Origin of the sequence: Cyanobacterium sp. HL-69 (assembly GCA_002813895.1) — a bacterium.
GTDB lineage: Bacteria > Cyanobacteriota > Cyanobacteriia > Cyanobacteriales > Cyanobacteriaceae > Cyanobacterium.
In genome coordinates, this window is the sequence record CP024912.1 from 519316 (window position 1) to 541672 (window position 22357).

22 protein-coding genes are annotated in these 22357 nt (G+C 38.4%); 11 read left to right on the forward strand and 11 right to left on the reverse strand.

Annotated features, from left to right (window positions below; translation table 11 throughout):
- Positions 1-98: 98 nt before the first annotated feature.
- The 5 genes from AA637_RS02415 (at position 99) to AA637_RS02435 (ending at position 5829) form a co-directional block, all read left to right on the forward strand.
- Positions 99-2339, forward strand: a complete 2241-nt coding sequence (locus tag AA637_RS02415; RefSeq protein WP_446683742.1) for a hypothetical protein — start codon at positions 99-101, stop codon at positions 2337-2339.
- Positions 2340-2894, forward strand: coding sequence for an NUDIX hydrolase (locus AA637_RS02420; RefSeq protein ID WP_069790531.1), 555 nt, complete (start codon positions 2340-2342; stop codon positions 2892-2894).
- Positions 2894-3538: an HAD-IA family hydrolase gene (locus AA637_RS02425; RefSeq protein ID WP_446683743.1), complete on the forward strand. Its 645-nt coding sequence runs from the start codon at positions 2894-2896 to the stop codon at positions 3536-3538. The genes AA637_RS02420 and AA637_RS02425 overlap by 1 nt, the downstream gene beginning before the upstream one ends.
- Before the next feature lie 307 nt (positions 3539-3845).
- Positions 3846-4763, forward strand: coding sequence for a COX15/CtaA family protein (locus AA637_RS02430; RefSeq protein ID WP_446683744.1), 918 nt, complete (start codon positions 3846-3848; stop codon positions 4761-4763).
- Positions 4764-4926: 163 nt separating this feature from the next.
- Positions 4927-5829 carry a heme o synthase gene (locus AA637_RS02435; protein WP_446683745.1) on the forward strand — a complete coding sequence of 301 codons (903 nt, stop codon included), beginning with the start codon at positions 4927-4929 and terminating at the stop codon, positions 5827-5829.
- A 129-nt stretch (positions 5830-5958) separates the two neighbouring features.
- Here the strand turns inward: AA637_RS02435 and AA637_RS02440 are convergent, their stop codons facing one another.
- The 4 genes from AA637_RS02440 to ndhO form a co-directional block, all read right to left on the reverse strand.
- A complete protein-coding gene (locus AA637_RS02440) occupies positions 5959-7308 on the reverse strand; it encodes a metallopeptidase TldD-related protein (RefSeq protein WP_446683746.1) in 1350 nt (449 codons plus the stop codon).
- 14 nt (positions 7309-7322) lie between these two features.
- Entirely contained in the window at positions 7323-8444 is a 1122-nt protein-coding gene (locus AA637_RS02445) for a SpoIID/LytB domain-containing protein (RefSeq protein WP_446683747.1), read from the reverse strand.
- A 157-nt stretch (positions 8445-8601) separates the two neighbouring features.
- A complete protein-coding gene (mdh, locus tag AA637_RS02450) occupies positions 8602-9567 on the reverse strand; it encodes a malate dehydrogenase (protein ID WP_446683748.1) in 966 nt (321 codons plus the stop codon).
- Between the two features lie 11 nt (positions 9568-9578).
- Positions 9579-9797 (reverse strand): NAD(P)H-quinone oxidoreductase subunit O, encoded by a 219-nt coding sequence (gene ndhO / locus AA637_RS02455; protein ID WP_069790538.1) that lies wholly within the window; start codon positions 9795-9797, stop codon positions 9579-9581.
- Positions 9798-9862: 65 nt separating this feature from the next.
- Here ndhO and mutL point away from each other — a divergent pair, with 65 nt between their 5' ends.
- Together mutL and AA637_RS02465 are read left to right on the forward strand one after the other, a co-directional pair.
- The gene (gene mutL, locus AA637_RS02460; RefSeq protein ID WP_446683749.1) at positions 9863-11530 is read left to right on the forward strand and encodes a DNA mismatch repair endonuclease MutL; all 1668 of its coding nucleotides are present in this window, start codon (positions 9863-9865) and stop codon (positions 11528-11530) included.
- A 359-nt stretch (positions 11531-11889) separates the two neighbouring features.
- Positions 11890-12069 carry an NblA/ycf18 family protein gene (locus tag AA637_RS02465; protein WP_446683750.1) on the forward strand — a complete coding sequence of 60 codons (180 nt, stop codon included), beginning with the start codon at positions 11890-11892 and terminating at the stop codon, positions 12067-12069.
- A gap of 148 nt (positions 12070-12217) precedes the next feature.
- On the opposite strand, the gene AA637_RS02470 is transcribed toward AA637_RS02465, so the two are convergent.
- Entirely contained in the window at positions 12218-13066 is an 849-nt protein-coding gene (locus tag AA637_RS02470; protein WP_446683751.1) for a hypothetical protein, read from the reverse strand.
- 10 nt (positions 13067-13076) lie between these two features.
- A complete protein-coding gene (gene lpxB, locus AA637_RS02475; protein WP_446683752.1) occupies positions 13077-14249 on the reverse strand; it encodes a lipid-A-disaccharide synthase in 1173 nt (390 codons plus the stop codon).
- Between the two features lie 197 nt (positions 14250-14446).
- Here lpxB and rpsO point away from each other — a divergent pair, with 197 nt between their 5' ends.
- From rpsO to aroF, 3 genes are read left to right on the forward strand one after another with little or no spacing between them, the layout of a single operon-like run.
- Positions 14447-14716, forward strand: a complete 270-nt coding sequence (gene rpsO / locus AA637_RS02480) for a 30S ribosomal protein S15 (protein WP_446683753.1) — start codon at positions 14447-14449, stop codon at positions 14714-14716.
- 31 nt (positions 14717-14747) lie between these two features.
- The gene (locus AA637_RS02485) at positions 14748-15248 is read left to right on the forward strand and encodes a PAM68 family protein (RefSeq protein WP_069790543.1); all 501 of its coding nucleotides are present in this window, start codon (positions 14748-14750) and stop codon (positions 15246-15248) included.
- Positions 15249-15296: 48 nt separating this feature from the next.
- Entirely contained in the window at positions 15297-16355 is a 1059-nt protein-coding gene (gene aroF, locus AA637_RS02490; protein ID WP_446683754.1) for a 3-deoxy-7-phosphoheptulonate synthase, read from the forward strand.
- A 59-nt stretch (positions 16356-16414) separates the two neighbouring features.
- Here aroF and AA637_RS02495 read toward each other — a convergent pair whose 3' ends face one another.
- The 5 genes from AA637_RS02495 to ubiE all read right to left on the reverse strand — a co-directional run bounded on the left by AA637_RS02495 (position 16415) and on the right by ubiE (position 21174).
- Entirely contained in the window at positions 16415-17533 is a 1119-nt protein-coding gene (locus AA637_RS02495) for a branched-chain amino acid ABC transporter permease (protein WP_446683755.1), read from the reverse strand.
- 195 nt (positions 17534-17728) lie between these two features.
- A complete protein-coding gene (locus AA637_RS02500) occupies positions 17729-18523 on the reverse strand; it encodes a glutathione S-transferase (protein WP_446683756.1) in 795 nt (264 codons plus the stop codon).
- A 259-nt stretch (positions 18524-18782) separates the two neighbouring features.
- Positions 18783-19001 carry a regulatory protein SipA gene (gene sipA, locus AA637_RS02505; protein ID WP_069790547.1) on the reverse strand — a complete coding sequence of 73 codons (219 nt, stop codon included), beginning with the start codon at positions 18999-19001 and terminating at the stop codon, positions 18783-18785.
- A 65-nt stretch (positions 19002-19066) separates the two neighbouring features.
- Positions 19067-20302 carry a DUF445 domain-containing protein gene (locus AA637_RS02510; RefSeq protein WP_446683757.1) on the reverse strand — a complete coding sequence of 412 codons (1236 nt, stop codon included), beginning with the start codon at positions 20300-20302 and terminating at the stop codon, positions 19067-19069.
- Positions 20303-20466: 164 nt separating this feature from the next.
- Positions 20467-21174, reverse strand: a complete 708-nt coding sequence (ubiE, locus tag AA637_RS02515; protein ID WP_446683758.1) for a bifunctional demethylmenaquinone methyltransferase/2-methoxy-6-polyprenyl-1,4-benzoquinol methylase UbiE — start codon at positions 21172-21174, stop codon at positions 20467-20469.
- 139 nt (positions 21175-21313) lie between these two features.
- Between ubiE and AA637_RS02520 the strand changes: the two genes are divergently transcribed.
- The gene (locus tag AA637_RS02520; protein ID WP_446684515.1) at positions 21314-22261 is read left to right on the forward strand and encodes an aldo/keto reductase; all 948 of its coding nucleotides are present in this window, start codon (positions 21314-21316) and stop codon (positions 22259-22261) included.
- Positions 22262-22357: the final 96 nt, after the last annotated feature.

Sequence of the window (22357 nt, forward strand, 5' to 3'; positions counted from 1 at the left end):
TATTTGGTCAAGGTTTTGGATGGAGAATTAGTAATTTATATTAGGGATTGTTAATAGTTAGTATAATAAATTAGAAAAATGATTGTGGATAGGTTTCAATGGATACAGAAAAACTAACTAAGCTAGAGTCTAAATTATACAGCGAAATTCCCCTATTGGGCGATCGCATTAGACAACAAGCCATTAAAGAATTATCGGCAATCAAAACCCCTCAATCCATTGAAATACTAACTAAAGCGTTAATTTTTAGTGAAGATAAAAACGTGAGAAATGGGGTATTAAATACCCTACGACAAATCAAGTTACAAGATATATCCTTGATTAATACTGTTTGTCAATTGTGGGCAGATAATCGAGAAATAGAGTTAACTAAATTAATTAAACTGAAAGGATGGGTTGCTTATAACCCTCTAAAACTAAGGGTATTAACGGCGGTGTCGTTAGGGTGGCAAGGAATACTTGAGGAAGAAGATAAAATCAAAGTGGTAGAAATTCTTTTGGATTTATTAAAGGATAAGGAAGGGGAAATCAGAGATAAAGCAAGGGAATGGTTAACATCTTTGAGTGACGAAGATTTACAAGCCCATGTGTGTCGTTTGGCTAGTGAGGATAATAATCAGGATGCTTTAGATATTGCCATTGAGGTTAATTATAGACCCCTTGAGCCTTCCCAGTCGGCCTTGTTTTATTATTTTACTGAACAATGGCAACGTTATCAAGACATTGACCCCGACTATCATCTTTTGGAGGAGGTTTATTATCATGCACCTGATGATTTAAAAGAAAGAATTGATAGCCATGGCATGGGTTTAAAAAGATTGGAGTGGCTATGGATGTTACTCGGGGGGAAAGAAGGGAGAAGGATAGCCATTATTTCTGCGGATAGGTGGAAAAGAATATTAGAGGTATTGGCTTCGGCGAGAAATTGGGAAACCCTTTGGGAATTAGTTACCGTTGTGCCTGTGCGCTGGAGTTTGGAAATTGTCAAAACTCTCAAAAATAATCGTTGGTTACCTAAAGCACCAGAAGAAAAAGGCGTTTTTAACGAGATACTTAACCTTGCCCTGAAAATTAAGGGTAAGTCTATTCCTCAAGGGAAGTTGATTCGCTGTGTGTATGACTGGAATCATGGGGATAGTATAAGTGCGATCGCCCTTACCAGTGATGATAAAATATTAGTTAGTGCTGGGGGAGAGTCTATAAAATTATGGGATACCCAAAAAGGGGAAACAATTACTACCCTCAAAAGACATCTAAAAGGAGTTACCGCCCTTGCTTTAGGGGCAGATGACATCACTCTTGCCAGTGGTAGCCGAGACAAAACTGTATCAGTTTGGCGCATTCCTGAAGGTAATAATCTAACCAATTTATCCGCCAATAATGCTTCCGTTTGGTCATTATCCATGACCGATGACTGTAAAATAATAGCCAGTGCTAGTTATCGAGAAATCCGTCTGTGGCAATACCCTTCAGGAAAACTTTACAAAACGCTCACAGGTTTCAAAACTGAGGTAGAATGCACTGTGATTACCAAAAATAATAGTTTATTAATGGCAGGGGGCGGAAAAAATGACCATACCGTAAGGGTATGGAGTCTTCCTGATGGAGAAAATAAATATACCTTCACGGGGCATCAAGGCGCCATTACATCCCTCGCTGTTTGTCCGTCTAATGAAATCCTTGCCAGTGCCAGTAAAGATGGTACTGTAAAATTATGGTCATTATCCACTGGGGAAAATAAAGCCACCCTCCAAGGGCATGAAGGCACCATTTGGCAGGTAGCTATCTCCTCCGATGGAAAAACCCTAGTTACCATCAGTGAAGATAATACCATCAAAATTTGGCAACTAGCCACAGGTATCCTAAAAGCAACCCTAGAAGGGCATCAAGGGGCTATCTGGTGTATGGATATTAGTCAAGATGGTAACTTACTCGCCACAGGCAGCCGAGACAATACCGTCAGGTTGTGGAGTTTGCCCGATGGTGCATCCATGGGAGTGCTAAAAAGTCATCAAAAACCTATTCGCCATGTTAGGATAGGGTGCGATCGCACTTTAATAATTACAGGAAGCGATGATAAAACCCTAAAACTGTGGAAATGGGATTTACCTCAACTGTGTAATTTGCCAATTTTTACCATTGACACTCTTCAACAAAAATCTATCTCAGACATCCTTATTAACCAAGAATTGACCCCTGAAGAAGAAAATTGGTTAAAACTAATGGAAAAACTCATTAACATTAAAAATCAGCGAAAATCGGTGATAGAACCAGAAAAAGATTTGCCCTCCGACACCGATGAGAATACAATAAACCTTGAAGAAAGCACAGAAAAATAGATGTCAATAATACCAGAATTACCCCAAAATCTCGGCTCACGGCTATTTTTTCAAGGCAGAAAATTTCAATTTGAAGTAAATAAACTACGATTACCCAACGGCGTAGAAGGAGAATGGGAATGTATTCGTCACCCTGGGGGTGCATTAGCCGTCCCCATCACCCCAGAAGGTAAACTGGTATTAGTACGTCAATATCGCTTTGCCGTCAAAGGCAGACTTTTCGAGTTTCCTGCGGGTACCATCGAAAAAGGAGAAAGCCCCCTTTCCACCATTGAAAGAGAAATCGAAGAAGAAACAGGATATAAAGCCCACCAATGGCAAAACCTTGGTAAATTTCCCCTCGCCCCGGGTTATTCTGATGAATATATCTACGCTTTTCTTGCCCAAAATTTAGAGCAATTACCCCACCCTCCTAATCAAGATGAGGACGAAGATATTGAGGTTGTGTTAATGTCACCAGAAGAGTTAGAAGAAATTATCTATCGTGGGAGTGAAGTTGATGCCAAATCAGTCACCGCCTACTTTTTAGCCCGTCGTTTTTTAGAGCAAAATTGATGATGAAACCACAAGTAATATTTTTAGATGCCGTCGGCACTCTTTTTGGGGTGAAAAATAATGTTGGTTGGGCTTATACTGAAATATCGAGAAAACATGGGGGTGACTATGACAGCGAGTTAGTTAATCAATCTTTTTATCAATGTTTTAAAGATTCTTCCCCTCTTTCTTTTGATACCCAAGAAGAAGCCCTAGTAAAATCCCTTGAGTTTGATTGGTGGAAACAAATCGCTAAAAATACTTTTGAATCTTTAGATTTACTAGATAATTTTAGTAATTTTGATGATTTTTTTGTGGAGTTATATAAACACTTTGCCACTGAGAAACCTTGGTATATTTATGATGATGTAATAGCCAATTTAAATTTATGGAAAAAAGAAGGGGTTGAACTAGCTATTATTTCTAATTTTGATACTCGTATTTTTTCGGTTTTAGACAGTCTTGATTTAAGTCAATATTTTTCTAGTATTACCATCTCATCCTTGTCAGGAGTCGCTAAACCTCACCCAGATATTTTTATTAAAGCACTCAATAATTATAATTGTCCTCCTGAAAATGCTTGGTATATTGGGGATAGTAAAAAAGAAGATTATTGGGGAGCAAAAGCTGTGGGAATGAAGTCTTTTTGGTTATCCAGAGAGTAATTATTAAGCCATTAAAAATTAAGATAGTGTCAAAACAAGATATTTATTAGGTGATAAATATTAGGTGAAAATCACATATGAATTCTTCGTAATCAGGGGTTAGAGAAAAAGTGGAGTAATGGTGTTTATCGATAATTGAGAATAGTGACGTTTGGTAAAAGATAAGCCTATAACTTGATACTTACCCGCTGTTCTATTGTAAAGTTTTGTAAAGATAATCAGGGAAAAATATAAAAAGTAGGTCAAGTTTCCAGAAATAGATCTTAAGCTAGGATCAAAAGTACAGTTATCAATTGCCTTGTTTAGTATGACGGAATCTATTTTATATACATCAATCCCCCGATCTGCACAACCTAGCAAACCGATAAAATGGGTGTTATGGTTAGTGTGGAAAATGGCGATCGCAACTTTGCTTTTAATGGCTATTGGGGTAGCTACCAGAGTAATGAATGCAGGGTTAGCCTGTCCAGATTGGCCCCTTTGTTATGGGCAGGTAGTACCCACCAAACAGATGAATTTACAGGTATTCCTAGAGTGGTTTCATCGCCTAGATGCGTCATTTATCGGGCTAAGTGCGATCGCCCTTACAGGATTATCATGGTGGAAAAAATCAGCCCTACCCCGTTGGCTACCATGGGCATCCACTTTCGCCCTCGGCTTAATCGTCTTCCAAGGAATATTAGGGGGATTAACCGTCACTCAGCTACTTAGATTTGACATTGTCACCGCCCATCTAGGCACAGCCCTATTATTTTTTGCCACCCTTGTATTTATCGGTAGTAAAATCAGCCCCTACCAAGGTACAGCCACCGTGGGCAACCTCAAGGGCATGAGTATTATTGCCAGTATCCTTGTGTATGTTCAATGTATTTTAGGGGGTTTAGTAGCCAGTCAGTGGGCAGCCCATCAATGTTTGGCAGGAGGGCAACTCTGTTTTGTCATGAATAGTCACATCATCGGGATATTTCCCCCCACCATTGTCACCCTCTTAGTAATCATTTTCTCTTGGCGTACCCCTGCTTTGGCAGTAAAACTGAGAAACCTGGCCAAGATTATCTCCCTATTGCTGGTGAGTCAAATTCTTTTGGGGGTAGCAACCTTTTATCTTCACCTTCAAGTAGAGCCACTAACCATCGCTCATCATACCATCGGAGCGGCCTTGTTTGGCAGCTTAGTATCTTTTAGTGTGTTTGCCAGTAGAGATTCAGAAGTAAGCTATCAATAAATAAACCATAAAACATTATTTTGTCTTGCTTATTTTGATATTTTAGAAGTTTTCTATGGTCAATTTTTACCGTTAAAAGTATCCATAGCAAATCATTTTCAGTATATACAAACAAAGGCAATTTTTATCACACATTAACCATCGATTCACAACAAAAATTATAATGATTGGAACAAGTTTAAACTCTCGCAACGAAAATTTTAGGGAAGTAATTAAAAGTTATTATCTGCTTACAAAACCACGGATTATTCCTCTACTGTTAATAACTACTGCCGCTTCAATGTTTATCGCCTCCGAAGGAGATATTGACCCATTTTTATTGATAATTACCCTCTTGGGAGGTACTCTGGCAGCGGCATCCGCTCAAACCTTTAATTGCATATATGATCAAGATATTGATTATGAAATGAAGCGCACCCGTAAGCGCCCTATTCCTTCAGGAAAAGTTCATCCCACCCATGCCCTTATATTTGGTATTTTACTTGGTGTGTCATCTTTCACTCTCCTTGCTGTGTGGGTAAATCTTCTCTCTGCCCTCTTGGCAGTATCTGGCATTGTTTTTTATATGCTCATCTATACCCATTGGCTAAAACGTCATACTACCCAAAATATCGTCATTGGTGGTGCTGCAGGTGCTATTCCTCCCCTAGTAGGCTGGGCAGCGGTAACGGGAGATTTGAGTTGGAGTGCATGGGCAATTTTTACCCTCATCTTTTTATGGACTCCTCCTCATTTTTGGGCTTTGGCTTTGATGATTAGCGATGATTATGCGGAGGTAAATGTGCCGATGTTGCCTGTGGTAGAAGGAGCAGAACCTACTGTTAAACAAATTTGGGTATATACTATCATTACGGTGGTATTTAGTTTTGTTCTGGTTTATCCTCTGCATACCTCTGGATTAGTATATCTTATAAGTGCGATCGCACTGGGTGGTTTATTTATCGCCAAAGCATGGGAATTACAAGAAAAACCAGAAGATAAGGATAGAGCAAAATCTATGTTTAAATACTCTATTCTTTATATGATGTTGCTATGTACAGGCATGGTAGTTGATAGCCTAATTTAAAACTGTTATTTGGCACCGTGGAAGAAAGTCATTTTTTTGGGCATTTTTCTTCGGTGTTATGATAATTAAAAAGAAATAGTTAAATTAAAGAACTATTCGCTGCTGCCTGATATACCAAATTATTTCGCTCTAAAGAGTAAAAGTAAAGGCTTTTAATAAGATACCGGGTAGAAGACTACCACCAAGAGAGCGATTTCCGTAAGTGCCAATATTAGGAATAAACTCTTGAAAATCAGTTAAATCAACGAGATTATCGCCAAAAATTTGGCTCATAAAATCATCAAATCGTAAATCTTTGATAGTTGCGACTATTTTGCCATTTTCTACCCAAAAACAACCATAACGAGTCATGCCCGTTACTCTACCACTAGGGCGATCGCTCCAATTAAGATAGTGTAAATTAGAAATATATAATCCTGTACCTATGGCAGATAAAATATTCTCCGATTTAAGGTTTCCTGCTAGTATTTCGGGCGATCGCAACGTTTCACCCCCATTCGCTCCATTTTCCCTCAAGCCATACTCCTTCGCCGTACGACTATTAATTAGAGTATTGACCAATTTTCCCCCTTGAAATAAAGGCAAACATAAAGGAGAAATTTCCCCAAAATTATTAAACCGAGGCACACTACCCCCCGCAAAATTTTCCTGCAAACTAAACATCGGAGATAAACTTTTCCCCTTATCCCTCATGGCAGACAAAAAACTACCCCCCTGACGAATAGAAGCCTCTCCTATAGCCCCCCAAGAAAACATATGTAACAAATCAGCAACTGCCGCAGGGGCGAGATAAGTGCCATAAGAATTAGGTAAAACCTCATGAATAGGTAAATCCAATCGTTGCAATAAAACCCTTTCCCCCTCAATGTGCTTCCGAAAAAGCTCATCATCCCAACTACGCCCCGAATAACAACCCTTAATCGCCTTATCCCTTCCATTAATCAAAGAATAGTCCACAAAAAAAGACTCCGTAGCAAACCAATGTTTTTGCCCCAAAGAATTATAATTTGCCCGAATCAAACTCCCCGACGCATAAAGCCCCGTAAAATCCAATCCCTGCACCACTGGTAAGATATGATTCACCGCCTCATCAGGATGAAGTAAACTTCCCTCATATACCTCATGGGAAGAACCTTGATTAGAAGGTAACACAATATAAGGGTCTGGAGGAAGTTCAAAAATTTCTGCCCGTAAATAATCAAAAGATTCTTGGGCAACAGATAAATCAATCTCCTTATCTCCCGTCAAAGGAAAATCAGCATAAGCAATTCTCCCCTCCGCAATCATCTTCATGGACACCAGCCCATCCACCACAATTCCTGTCTGTCTCACCTTAGCATTATTAAAACGAACAAAATGACTATTTTCTGCCGTCAACTCAAAAACCAAATATTGGTCATTTGCCAATTGCCCTATTAAAGCAGTGCAGAGATAATCAAAAGACGTTTCCCAATCCTGAAGAGGAGATATTGTGGTCATTTCCAATATAAAATTTATCTAGTTTGTAATCGAGAAAGTCGGGCATTTTGATAATAATGACCTAAAATTTGTTGATAATTAATACCATTTTGAGCCAAATAATAAGTACCCCATTGACTTAAACCGATACCATGGCCAAAACCTCTTCCCGAAACTTGTACTCCCCCATTACCAAGGGAAACACGGAAAAGAGTGCTACGCAAATCTAAAGCCTGTCTTAAATCTGTACCCCTAACACTACGGGTGTTAGAATCTCCCACCACTCGCATAGATACCACCCTACCTTGAGGAGTAGTTTTTTCTGGCACCATCGAGCGAATATTTCCCACTCCCCCCAAAGCGCTACTAACTTGATTGGGAGTAACGGTTTTATTCCAAGCAAATACAGGAGAAGTTTGATCATAATCTACCACCCCTCTAAGGTAAGGTAAGGGGGAAGTCCAAATATCTTCCACATTTTCCGTATGTCCTCCCGAAGAGGAATGAAATACTGCTAAAATTACTTGACCGTTATAAGTCATTACCTGACTAGCTGTTGCCTTAACGGCTTGGTGAGTAGTAGTGTATTCACTACTTAATCCTTTATATACCTGAGTCCTCGTTGTAGTGTCAAGGTCATACAAAGAGTTACGGGAGTTATTTCTTTGATGGAGGGCATAACTACGGGCTGCCACTGCTTGGGCTTTGAGGGCTTCTTGGGGCCAACTGGGAATGGCTTCTGCCCCTACCACACTATATAAATAATCTTCCATGTCAACATAGTTAATGGCAGTAACTCCATTACCTTCCTTAACTAATAAAACTCTACCTCTATACCATTTATCCCCAATCCATACTACCCCATCTCCTGTGGGTTCTAACCAAATGCGATTAGAATTCCATTGCCCTAAATTAACATTATTTCCATTGGCACGAACATTAAAAGAGTTTCTAGCGGCTACCTGCCCTAATACTGCACCATTGCCACCTTTTACCACTGCGGTTGTCGAACTTCCGATGGGTAAACTGTTGGCACTTTTACGCACCATTACCCTTAATTCTAAGGCCGCTTGGGCGGAGTTAGAAAAGAGTATCATCCAGAAAAAGGCGATGATTCCTAGTTTTGATGCTAATTTAAGGGTCAAATTTTTCCACATAGTATCTCTTTTTTTTCGTATGGATGAGTGCTTGAGGTTAACAAGTCATTTTACAACAATTCACTATATTTGACGCTTTTTCTTGAAAAATAGTTCAACAAGTTACCCCTATTAATTGGAAAGAGAAATAAGGAATGGTTAATGGAGAAGAGATTATCTACAAAAACTTTAAAGCGATATTGATACTATCACGAACAGATTGACCAGACTTTTGCAAAATTTCCTTTTCTTCAGGGGTTAAATTAATTTCCAAAATTTGCTCAATACCTTTACAACCCACCCGACAAGGCACACCCAAAAATAAATCCTCTAAACCATACTGCCCTTGTAAATAAACCGCGGCAGTCAATAACCGAGACTGATTAAACAAAATAGACTCAATCATATAACAAGCCGAAGAAGCAGGGGCATAATAAGCACTACCCGTTTTGAGAAGGCGGACAATTTCTGCACCTCCATCCCTTGTACGTTGAATTAGTTTATCAATGGTTTCTGGTGATAATAATTCGGTGATAGGAATGCCACTCACGGTACAATATCTAGGAATAGGCAACATTAAATCCCCATGTCCTCCTAATACCATTCCTTGCACATCGTGAATGGATACCCCCAATTCAAAAGCGATAAAGGTTTCTAGCCTTGCAGAATCCAACACCCCTGCCATACCCATCACTCTGTGAAAAGGCACATCACTGATTTTCCAAACTAAATAAGCCATGACATCCAGAGGATTGGTAACTACTACATAAACAGCGTTGGGGGAATGATGGAGAGATTTTTGGGTGGCTTCGATTACTATTTTGGCATTTATTTTTAATAAATCATCTCTATTCATCCCTGGTTTTCGGGCAATTCCTGCGGTAATAACTACAATATCGGAGTCTTTGGTATCTGCATAGTCGTTAGTACCCATAATTTCGCAGTGGTGATATTGTAAACCTTGGGCTTCAGTTAAATCAAGGGCAATGCCTTGGGGCAAACCTTCGACAATATCGAGTAAACAAACATCTGCCAAATTTCTTTCGATGAGTCGTTGGGCAAGGGTACGCCCCACATTTCCTGCACCGATAATGGAAACCTTGGCTAGTTTGTTGCAGGATGAGAGATAGATGGATTCTGCCATGGTATTATTTTCTATTCTACTATCTCTAAGTGATCGAGACGAAACCAAACGTTAGGGGTAGGGGTGTAAAATTTTACTAGGGCATATTCATCGTTTAAGTCAAGGATTTCTCCTTTGCTTTCAAATATGTAGCTAGGAAAACGGCTATCACTGGCTTTGGCTTCGAGACTGTTTTCTAGTTTTTCTCTGACGGCTTTAACGTAGGTTCCTTTTTTTATTTTACCTGCCATACTATATTCTTTTTTATATTTGATAATTACTGACTATCAATATACCAAGAAACAATTGCTAAATTATGCTAATCCAAAAACTTCCTATCGATGTCATAAAATTAATTGCGGCGGGGGAGGTGATAGACTCCTTGACGGCGGTGGTAAGAGAGTTGGCGGAAAATAGTTTGGATGCGGGGGCTGGGCGTATTGTTGTTAGTCTTAAGCCTGAGTTGTGGATGATTCAGGTGGCGGATAATGGCAAAGGTATGGATAGGGATGATTTGTTACTTTGTACTGAAGCTCACACCACCAGCAAGATAAGGGATACCAAGGATTTACACCACATCAATACCCTTGGTTTTCGGGGGGAGGCTTTACATAGCATCGCCCAGCTAGCGGATGTGAAAATTGCTAGTCGGGTGGCGGATGATTGTGGTTATCAAGTTTTTTGCCATGATAATCATTGTAGTGCGATTACTCCCGTTGCGATCGCCTCAGGCACCATAATCACGGTAGAAAATCTTTTTAGAAATATTCTTCTCCGTCGTCAGGCAACACCCCCTTTTAAACAACAAATAAAACAAATTCAAGTCTTAATTGGGCAACTTGCCCTCTGTCATCCCCATGTAACTTGGCAACTATTTGTGAATGATAAATTGATACTCTATATTAATGGAAATGAACAAATAAAAAAAGTATTTTCTCAACTGTCTAAAACTATTAACTATAACGATCTAACTTATCAACAAATAACAGTAAATACCCCCACCGAAAATAATCAGTCTTCCCTTGATATAGTTCTCGGATTACCCGATCGCCTTTCGCGCCCTCGCCCCGATTGGGTTAAAATAGGATTAAATGGCAGAGTAGTAAAATCTCCTGAACTAGAATCAGCAATCTATTCAGCTTTTCATCGTACCCTAGGGCGCGATCGTTTTCCCATTATTTTTATCCATCTCAGAACTTCCCCCCAACAAATAGACTGGAATCGACACCCCGCCAAAGCAGAAATTTATCTACATAATATTGACTTTTGGCAAGAGCAAATTAAATCAGCTATCAACAATATTTTTAGAATAACTGACAATAACATCAATCAGCAAATAGAAAATAAAAGAATAGAAAATATATTCAAAGTTGCTGAAAATCAAACCCTTTATCAAATCGAAAAACAAGAAATAAAACAACCCCAAGAAAAAGCTCTTGGCTTAATCGATTTACAAGTAATTGCCCAATCAAGAAACACCTATATAGTAACTGAACATAGCCAAGGAATGTGGTTAATAGAACAACATATCGTCCATGAAAGAATACTATACGAACAATTGCAAGATAACTGGCAACTAATTCCCCTCCCTCAACCCATTATCCTCGAAAACCTTTTACCCAAACAACTTGAACAATTAATTAACCTACAATTAGACATTGAAAGTTTTGGAGAAAACTTGTGGGCAGTGCGTAATATTCCTCAGATGTTAGCCCAACGAGATGACACCCAAGAAGCCCTTATGGAGTTGAGTTGGGGTGCTGATGTAGATAGTGCCATGGTTGCTGTTGCCTGTCGCAGTGCTATTCGCAATGGTACAAAATTGACTATTAATCAGATGCAAGACATCGTTGATACATGGAAAATGACGAGAAATCCCCACACTTGCCCTCACGGACGCCCTATTTATCTATCCTTAGAAGAATCATCCCTATATCGTTTTTTCCGCCGTCATTGGGTATTGGGTAAAAGCCACGGCATCTAGTTAGGGTTTGATAAAAAAGTGAAGTCGTGAGGGTAGTTAAAAATTTAGAATTAAATTTTGAGAATTGCCCATTTTCCTGAAAATTGTGTAACAGATCATCTGTTTTTGTAACGTTTTAATAAAAAATCTTTACGAGATTTCACTTCTAGTGTATTGAGGTTAAATCCTTATTCATAAAAGGTTGTGAATGTTTAAGAGTAACTCATATGTCCAAAAACAGCATGAGTATAAGTACTTATTGTTCAGAATGAGCATTTATTTTCAGAATCCTATTGCTATGATGGGGATAGTTATTCGTTCTGATAAATGCTTAGTTATTTAGGCACAATTATCACAAAATAAAGGAGTGTATGAAAGTTATGAACCAAAAAGCACAACTATCCCTAGAACAACAATTTAATCTACGTTCATTTGAAACTCAGGTTGCTCAAATGAGTAGGGAACAAGCTAGAGATTTTTTAATCAAACTCTATGAACAAATGCTCGTTAGGGAAAATATGTATAAAGACGTACTCAAGCACCAGTGGGGCTTAGAGTAATTGCTATTGATTAATTTGTGTTTCATACACCTCCTTCTCTTGCTGGTTTCAGATAGTGAAAAAAGCTGGGGATGTTGGGGTTTTTTTTAATCTAAAAACAATAAATTAGTCATCGTCTATACTACAGTTATTGTTCTCAAAATTTATCTTATTTACTAAAGTTAATTAAGAATGGTTGTCCGTCTAATTTACCGTTTGCCATTAAATTGTTAATAGAATTATTCGCTCCATATTCTAGTTTTAATAAACCTTCAGCGTCCGCCATTCCCGATGAGGTTAGCTGGATGTTAATGGTGTAAGCGTCTTGGTGGGAGACTTCGCCACGAAAGTTAAAAATTGTATCATTACTGAGAGAAATTCCGATGGTGGCTTTATTATCTTCATCAATTTGTACCATCACGGAAGATATATTCTCATTTTCTCTTCCTTCAAGGGTGAATATTCCTCTGCCTTGTTGTTGATAAAAGGGTATGTATTCGGAGGGTTGATTTTCTTGGGGGTTAGCATATTTATTTTCCCCAAAACTGATAGAAAATGCCTGAGAATCGAGGACACCATCCCCTTGTAACATGGTTATGGCGTTGTCTTGATGTTGCATGATTAAGTAACCTTCGGCGTCTGCCATGCCTGAGTTGGTGAGGGTGGTGATAATAGAATCATTATCTTGTTGGGTTTCCCCTGCAAATTCCATGGTGCGATTGTCGGCGAGGGTGATGATGATTTCACTGGTATTGTCGTCTGCCATGGTGAAGGAAACGGCGGTAATTTCGACTGCTTCTCTGTTTTCTAGTTCAAAAATTCCTTGTCCCGAAGTTTGTAGGTTTAACTGTGAATTATCCACAAGGATGGATGTTTCTGAGGTGTCCGGGGTTTCGGTGATGGTTTCTTCTTCTGGGGGGTTAGTGGCTTGATTGACGTTGTTTTCTAAGTCACAGCCTGGTAATAATAGGCTTGTGCTGAGGATGATGAGGAATGGATATTTGATAGTTTGTAACATGGTATGTTGGTTATTTTTTGGTAATGTTAATAATTTCTTGGGCGACTCTTTGGGTGGCTGATATATCTGGATTGTATTGGTTTAAGCTGTCGATGATTCTTTGATAGTTAGTTTGTAGAAGTTTTTGGCGATCGCCATTTAGTAATAAATCAAGGGATTCTTGAACAATATTACTGACGGTAGCTTCTTCTTGTAACAATTCAGGTACAATATTCTCCATCAAAACTAAGTTTGCCATGGACATATGAGGAATAGAAAATTTTAAAAATGTTCTACCTACCCAAATAGTAAAAGGATTTACTTTATAAATCACCACCTGCGGAATTTTTAATAAAGCTAATTCTAAATTTACCGTGCCAGACTTAGTAATGGCTAAATCAAGGGCAGGAAATAACTCCAAACTATCCCCATCATAGAGGGTAATATCTAACCCCGATTTATTGATCATCGACTCTATCTGAGGACGATATTGGGGTAGGGATACAGGCAAAAAGAATTTAACTTTCTCTACTTGGTTTTGAACTTCTTGGGCTGTTTCTAGCATCACAGGTAACAGATATTTTAACTCCTGTTTTCTCGATGCAGGGATAAGGGCGATCGCCCTTTCGTCAGATTTAAGCCCTATCCTGCTTCTAGCCTCATCTCGAGAAAGATTATCCGTAAACTTTTCCACCAAAGGATGACCTACATAGGTACTCGAAACCCCCTTTTCCTCGTAAAACTTTGCCTCTTCAGGAAAAATAGCCAATAGCCTATCAGTTACACTGACTAATTGATTAACATTTTGTTCCATGGGAGTCCATACCCAAAACTGTGGTGCAATGTACCAAATAACAGGAATATCAGGAAAATTCTCCTTCAAAAAAGAACCAATAGTTAAATTAGGCCCCAAATAATCAATCAACACCACCACATCAGGCACATTTTCCCGCAAATGTTTTTTCGCCAACCGTTGTACCCGCCAAGTAGGAATGATAAAAGGTAGAGATTCCAACAAACCCACCGAGCCAATTGCCGTGGTATCCCCAATCAAATGTACCCCCGCCTGAGCCATTTTTTGCCCCCCCAAACCGCTTATCTCCATCTCCATTCCCAAAGATTTACCCAACCGTAACAAAGACTCAGTCAAAATCCCCCCCTGTAAATCTCCCGACACTTCCCCCGTACTGATAAATATGCGCATAACCTAAAAAAAATTCCTAAAACACCATTGATTTTACATTAGTTGAATAGCTTATAATTCCAAGGTGATAAAGAAAACCATACATTGCCCGAAACAAGATAACTTTACCTAAAACCTAATACCTGAACTATTCCCCATTGCCTGTTCCCTTGATTATGATATAATTGTAGGTTGCAGTTTCAAAAATATTAGGAAAAATGAGTTTAACCCAAGAGAAAAAACAAGAAATCATCGGTCAATTTCAAGCCCATGAAACCGATACAGGATCTTCTAGTTTACAAGTTGCCCTTCTAAGCTCCAGAATTTCCCAATTAACCGAACATTTAAAGGTTAATAAAAAAGATCACTCCTCCCGTCGTGGTCTTCTAAAAATCATTGGTAAACGGAAACGTTTGTTAGGATATATCAAGAGAAAAGATCCCCAAGGATACCAAGATTTAATCAAAAAGTTAGGTATTCGTGGTTAAAAATAGGAATTAAAAGAGAAATATATTAACTATGCCATCTCCTTCAGAAAGAAAACCATTACCCTTCGAGCCCAAGAGCAAAAAAGAAAAAGTAGAGAAAAAACCCCCTACTGATAACAAACCTCAAAGCAGTGTCAAGCCTACCAAAGAGACTGTAAAAAGGAACAAAAAACAAGAAGCATCTTTGAAGGAAATTCCCGAAGAAGTGAGTAAAAGAATGGTTCGGAGAATGGCGATTTTTAGTGGGATTCCCACTGGATTAGGTATATCTTCCTTTTTTGTGTTCTATTTAGTTGTCACTCAAGAGTGGTTAAAAGTACCTAACACCGCTGTCTTATTAGTCAGTTTGGGCTTATTTGGGTTAGGTGTGTTAGGTTTGAGTTATGGCATTTTCTCCACTTCATGGGATGAGGGGAAAGTTGGTAGTTTGTTGGGTACAGAGCAGGTTTCTGTCAACGTTGGTAGAATGTTGTCCGCTTGGCGTACCGCCAGACAAGAAGCCAGAGAAGCCAAAAATAAATTAAAAGACTGATCAATGTTTGATTGACAGTTGACCATTGAATAAATAGGTATATTGATTATGATCGTTGTAATGAAAGTGGGTACTCCTGAACCCGAAATTACCCGTGTAAGCGAGGAATTGGGATCATGGGGTTTAACACCAGAAAAAATCGTGGGACAAACTAAGGTGATTATTGGTTTAGTAGGCGAAACCGCATCCCTTAACCGTGAACAAATTCAAGAAGTTAGTCCTTGGATTGAGAGTGTTTTGAGAGTTGAAAAACCTTTCAAACGCGCTAGTTTAGAATATCACCATGGACAGCCCAGTGAGGTTGTTATTTCTACTCCTAATGGAGATGTAGCTATTGGTAGAGATAATCCTATCGCTATCGTAGCAGGGCCTTGCTCCGTTGAAAATGAAGAGATGATCGTGGAAACGGCGATTAGAGTCAAGGCGGCGGGAGCTAAGTTTTTACGGGGTGGTGCATACAAGCCTCGAACTTCTCCTTATGCGTTTCAAGGTCATGGTGAAAGTGCTCTCGAATTGTTAGCCGCTGCTAGAGATGCTAGTGGTTTGGGTATTATTACCGAAGTGATGGATACCGCAGATTTAGATGTAATTTCTGAGTATGCAGACGTGGTACAAATTGGGGCAAGAAATATGCAAAATTTCTCCCTGCTCAAAAAAGTAGGCGCTCAACCTAAGCCTGTACTCTTGAAAAGGGGTATGTCTGCCACCATTGATGAGTGGTTGATGGCGGCGGAATACATTTTGGCGGCAGGTAATCCTAATGTGATTTTGTGTGAGCGTGGTATTCGTACCTTTGATCGCTCTTATGCCCGTAATGTGTTAGATTTATCTGTTTTACCTGTGTTGAGAACTCTAACTCACTTACCTATTATGATTGATCCTAGTCATGGTACTGGTAAGTCTGAGTATGTTCCTGCTATGGCAAAAGGTGCGATCGCCGCAGGTACCGATTCATTAATGATTGAAGTACACCCTAACCCTGCCAAAGCCCTATCCGATGGACCTCAATCTTTAACCCCCGATGCCTTCGATGCTTTGGTTAAAGAATTAGCAGTTTTCGGTAAAGCCGTAGGACGTTGGGAAGAAGCAGTTCCCGCCCTCGCTTAGGTTTTTTTCTACATAAATAAAAATATTTTCCCCCCTTTTTTCTAGGGGGTTTTTTGTAGCTATTTTCCTAAAGATAATTCGCCTTTTTTTCCTAAAATACCTTGGGGTCTTGAGACAATTAATATCATTAAAACTAAACCAATAATCATCATTCTCAAAGAACTTAATTGAGCGGTAGTAATAAAATCATAATTATCAGAAATAAATCTAGTTAAAGATTCATAAGCCCAAAAAATAACCGATCCTAATATAGTGCCTGCATTATTTCCAGCACCCCCTACCACAATAATAATCCAAGCATTAAAAGTAATCAAAGATTCAAAACTACTAGGATAAATGGTGGTAAATTGCCAAGCATAAAAAGAACCCGCTAAACCAGCAATTCCCCCTCCCAACATAAAAGACTGTAATTTATACCAAAAAACATCTTTTCCTAGAGCCTTGGGTATTTCTTCATCTTCTCTGATTGCCTTTAAAACTCTGCCCCAAGGGGAATGAACTAATAAATCTAATCCATAATAAACCATACTCAAGGCAACTAATATTAATAACATTAAACCCGATTTATAAGTATAATTATAAAGGGCAATAACTCCATTTATATAAGTAATTAGAAGTAACAAAAAAGTAATAAATCCTTTAATATAAACATCCCTAGTCTTGGAATATTGAAAACTTTTTCCCTGTACTTCTTTTCCTCCTTTTAGCTGTTGTTTAATATTAATAAATAAACGCCAAATCACGAAAACAGCTAAGATAGTTAAAATCAAAATCATCATTAACCTTCCCGCAAAATTAGGTTGAAAAGAGCCAAAAGGTAAAGGATAACTCTGAATACCAAAATTCCCTTTCGTTAACCATTCTTCATTTTGTGCTACTAAACGGAGAAATTCAGCCACCCCAATGGTGACAATGGCAAGATAATCTTCTCGTAGTCTGAGGGTAGAAGCCCCCATTAATAAACCTAGTATTGAAGCGCCTGCAATGCCAATGATGACGGAGAGAAAAATGGGTACTCCCTGAAGACTTAATAAAACAGTAGTGTAAGCACCAATGGTCATAAATGCTACATGACCAAAATTGATTAACCCCGTAAAGCCCCATTGTAAATTTAATCCGAGGGCGAAAAGGGCATATAAACCCGTGGAAATTGTCAAGAAAACAAGGTATTGAACCATTAAAAATGTTTAGCCTCCACCATTTTTATCACTAATCTTTTATCTTAAAATCTTTTAGAGTATAGTAGAAAAATAGTTAGTATGCCTAAAAATCTATGGTGATTAAGGCAATAAGAGATATTTGATGAAAACTACAGCAACTAAAATCTTGTCTCATTAAAAAAAGGGCGTTGTAGTGCGCCCTTTAATGATTAATTATTCGATTTCGATGGAAGTAGGTGTGCTATTATCCCCACTACCATTGCCATTATTGCGGTTAGAGTTATCTAAAGGTTGACGATACTGGGCATAAAGGCGATCTCGCCAGGTAAAGAAAGGCTCATAGGCACTGTTATCCGCCAAACCTGGAATACCTTTCCCAGTAATATCCATAGGTACATCATAATAAGCCACCTCAGGGAATTTAATAATAGTGCTAAGGGCAGCCACCGTTAAATCCGCCAAAGTAGGCTCATCACCCACTAAATAAGGTTGATTTTGCAAGATTAAGCTAAGGGCTTCTAAATCCTGTTTCAAACCTCTTTCGGCTTCCTTAAACATATCATGACCGATCGCCCCTAAAAGGTCACCGGGGATAGCACCCACAAGACTTTTCAATAAATCAGGGGTATCAGTGGGTAAAAAATAGGTACGGAAATTTTGATACCGATTAAGCGCTCCCAAAAAAGTCTTACGCCCCTTCAAACCCAAAGACTCATCCGCCCATTCTTCCATTAACAAACATTGTCCCCTAGCCACTGCATCAGTAGGAATAAGGGGTTTTTCAGGATATTTACGATCCAAATATAAAGCGATTTCCGTAGAGTCACTAATTACCGTGTCACCATCTTTTAAAACAGGTACTTGTCTTTGTCCAGAAATTTTGAAAACCTCTAACTGCCCGATACCGGGGGTAACTTCTATTTTTTTGTACTCCAACCCCTTGTAATCTAATACTAAACGTATTTTTTCAGAAAATTGCGATAATTCAAATTGATATAGTTCTAACATAAACCGACCTCAGTCTTCATAAAACTTAACATCTATACTTTAACTTGTTTTTTTTAATTCAGGTTGTAGTGATATTCTCCCGTCACCACATCAAAGACTATACTGAGGGATTTTAAGACGAAAAACCCAACTTATTGATCAAATTATCATACAATTGACAGAGGTTAATGTATTTATTTGTGTTTAAGATTCCCAAGCTAGAAGTTATCTTTTAGCCTTTATTGAGGAAATCCTTTTTTAATAAGGAAACAAAATTTCATTATTCCACTTTCTCAAAATATTGACTTTCCAGTAAAAAAGCTTTTTGAGTAAAACGAATAGCCCAATATCCCCTCGGTTTGGGAGATAAAATAACTCCTTCTTCCCCCATAGCAATTTCTGAAGCTGATTTTAACATGGGCATTGGTTCCGCTGTTTTTAGATATGGAGGTAGTTTTATTACCCTAATTTTGTCCCCAACTTTTAATAATTTGTCCATTTTTTGCCTATAAAATATATTGTTATCTTGTTAATTTGATCTAATTTAAACAGGTTAAGTAATAATCAATTTAAAAATAAAATAACAGTCTGTAAAGCTCCAATAAAAAATCCTAAAATTCCTCCCAAATTAACGATCGCCTGTAACTCATTTTTAACGATAGACTGGGTAGCATTTTCTAATTGTTCGGGAGAGGTATCCTTAATACGATCAATAATAACCTGATCAATAGCTAAAATAGGAATTGCTTGGGTTACAATTTTCTCTAAATCTTCCTCCAAATATCGCTCTAAAATCAAAGCCAACTCTTTACTCACCGCACCCAAGGAAGTATTTACCACCGTAGAAGATTGAAGACGACTAATAATTAAAATAGATACCTTATCCCAGTCAATAGAAGAGCTAAAATCCTGTAAAAAATCAACCCCCTTCTCTTGAATATATTGCCTGACAATTTTTCCCGTAGTTTCCCTTAATTGTCTAACCGTTGATACAGGTAAATTTTGCAAAGACAAACTCAAGAAAAACTCCTTTAAACGAGTTCTAACTTCTAAAGATAATAATATTTCTTTGATTCTTAAATTTGCCGTTTCTTTTTCTTCAATACAAAAAGTTCTTATACGTTGTAAAGTATTTTTAATCCCAAATAAATTAGCCACTACCCAATAAGTACCGCTAGTTTTTTCCCTAAATCCTTCATCAATAACTGTGATATTTCTATCAGTAAGAAAATTGATTAAGTTTTCTCGTAAAAAATCAGGGGAAAAAACAGCCTTCAATAACCAATCAGACAACTGTTTTGCTTGAGTATCCGTTAACGTAAACTCTAATAAGATACGGTCAAAAATCTGGTCAATTTGAGCCTGAAAAAAATTCTCTTTTCTTGCCAAAGCTCTTAATAATTTAGGAAAAGATTCTCCAAATAAATCTCTTAAAACATCAGCCAAAATACGAGAGGTTTTGTTATCTTTATCCTCTTTAATTTGTTTTAAAGCTAGTTGTAATAACCACGTGATTGCCCCTTCAACTCGTTCTGTTTGTAATAATCTTTTGGCTAAATTTTGTAACTCAGAAGGAGTTAATAATGAACCCATAATGGTATCTGAAACCCTTTTGGCTAATCTCTCTTGATTTCGAGGAATTAAACCAGGAGTAAAAGGAAGTCTTTTTTTGAAAATATATACGGGGCGATAGGGACGAAATAGCATATTTATGGCTAAATCATTAGTAAAATAGCCTATTATTGCCCCTGCAGCGGGGGGGACTACATATTGCCACCAGTTATTAAATCCTAAAAACATTAATTTTTTTTGGTAACTGTTTTTTCTTGCTTTTTTTATTACCTAAATAAATAGATTTGCAAAATTAATTATAGTTTTGATAGTTAAATAATTCTCACAAGGGGCTTATGCGCCCTACCTAAATTAATTTAATTTTTTGACTTTTTAAATAAAAGTTTTATCAATTACTTTGTTAATACTAAGACCCCCATTATACCACCCGCTAGGGGGTAATGGACGACGGAGTGAAATCCTGCTTTTTTTCCTAATTTTATTTGTTCTTCACCGCAGGGAAATCGATCTAAACTGGGATTAATATAGGCATATTCTGCTGTTGAGCCAAAATATTGAGCCATATTAACAACAATATTATCTAGGTACCATTTTTGGGCTTGGGCAAGTAGGGAGTCGGAGGGGCGATGAAAATCGAGGATAGCTATTTTTGAATTAGGTTTTAAAACTCGGTAAATTTCTTCGAGGGCAAGGGGTATATTAACAACGTTTCTCAGTCCATAACCCATGGTGGCACAGTCAAAGGTATTATCATTAAAGGGAAGGGTTAACACGTCACCTTCTAACCAAGTTATATTATTCATTAGGGGCTTTTGTTGTTGTTTTTCTTGGGCAACGGCAAGGAGTTGAGGGGAAAAATCAACCCCATAAACTTCCCCATGGGTGATTTGTTTTGCCAAAAGAAAGGTAAGATCACCTGTACCACAACAAAGGTCTAAACCCTGATGATGGGGGTGGGCGTTGCTCCATTTTACTGCCATTTTTTTCCAGATATGATGAACCCCAAAACTAAGCCAGTTATTCATTTGATCGTAGATGGGGGCGATGTTGTTGAAGATATTTTGTATTTCTTTGTCGGTGGGTTTGGTGGATGATGTCATGAAGTTTGTTTTGATTTTGAAAGCTTTTTGGGTATGATTCGATCTAGTGTATCGATTTTTGATTAGTTGTGAGGGAGGTATTACTGTGGGTTTTGTGGAGTCGAAGATTGAGGTGGCAGATGGTTTATCTTTGTCTGCCATGGGTTGTGGCACTTGGGCTTGGGGAAATCAGTTTTTGTGGGATTATACTCCTGATATGGATGAGGAGTTACAACGGGTTTTTAATTTGATGGTGTCGCAGGGGGTGACTTGGTTTGATACGGGGGATTCCTATGGCACGGGGAAGTTTAGCGGGCGCAGTGAGTCTCTTTTGGGGCAGTTTGCTACACAGTATAGGGGGGAGCATCAGGAAGAAATTGCGATCGCCACTAAACTAGCGGTATATCCTTGGCGTTTAACTCCTCAATCTATGGTAAAAGCCTGTGAGAAATCCGCCCAGAGGCTACAAAAACCCGTGGATTTGGTACAGTTACATTGGCCTCCTACCAAGTATTTTCCATGGCAAGAAAAGCCCCTTTTAGAAGGTTTGGCGAGGTTATATCATCAGGGTAAGGTAAGGGCGATCGGTCTGTCCAATTATGGACCTGATAATTTACTCAAAGCGCATCAGTTTTTCCAAGGGCAAGGGGTAAAAATTAGCACGTTACAAGTACAGTATTCTTTGCTTTCTACCTATGCTATTTCTGATCTAGGCTTAAAGGATTTGTGTAAGGAGTTGGACATTAAAATTATTGCTTATAGCCCCCTTACGTTGGGTTTGTTGACGGGGAAATATAGTTTAGATGATCCCTTGCCCAAAGGCTCTCGAAGGTTCTTATTTAAGCGTTTGTTGCCCAGTATTCAACCTCTTTTAGATCGGCTAAATGCGATCGCCCTTAAAAATGGCAAAACCATGGCACAGGTCTCCATAAACTGGTGCATTTGTCAAGGTACTATACCTATTCCAGGGGCAAAAAACTTTCAACAAGCCCAAGAAAATATTGGAGCCTTGGGATGGCGTTTGACAAATAAAGAAGTACAAGAATTAGAAAAAATTGCCCTTAATTTAGATAGAAAAATGATCCAAAATATCTTTCAAACTACTTAAATACTGCTGAAAAAGTAGAATGGTAAAGATAGCTAATCTGATAAGATAAGTCTATTTTTTCTGTGTTGATTTATGATGACAATATGACAAAGAACC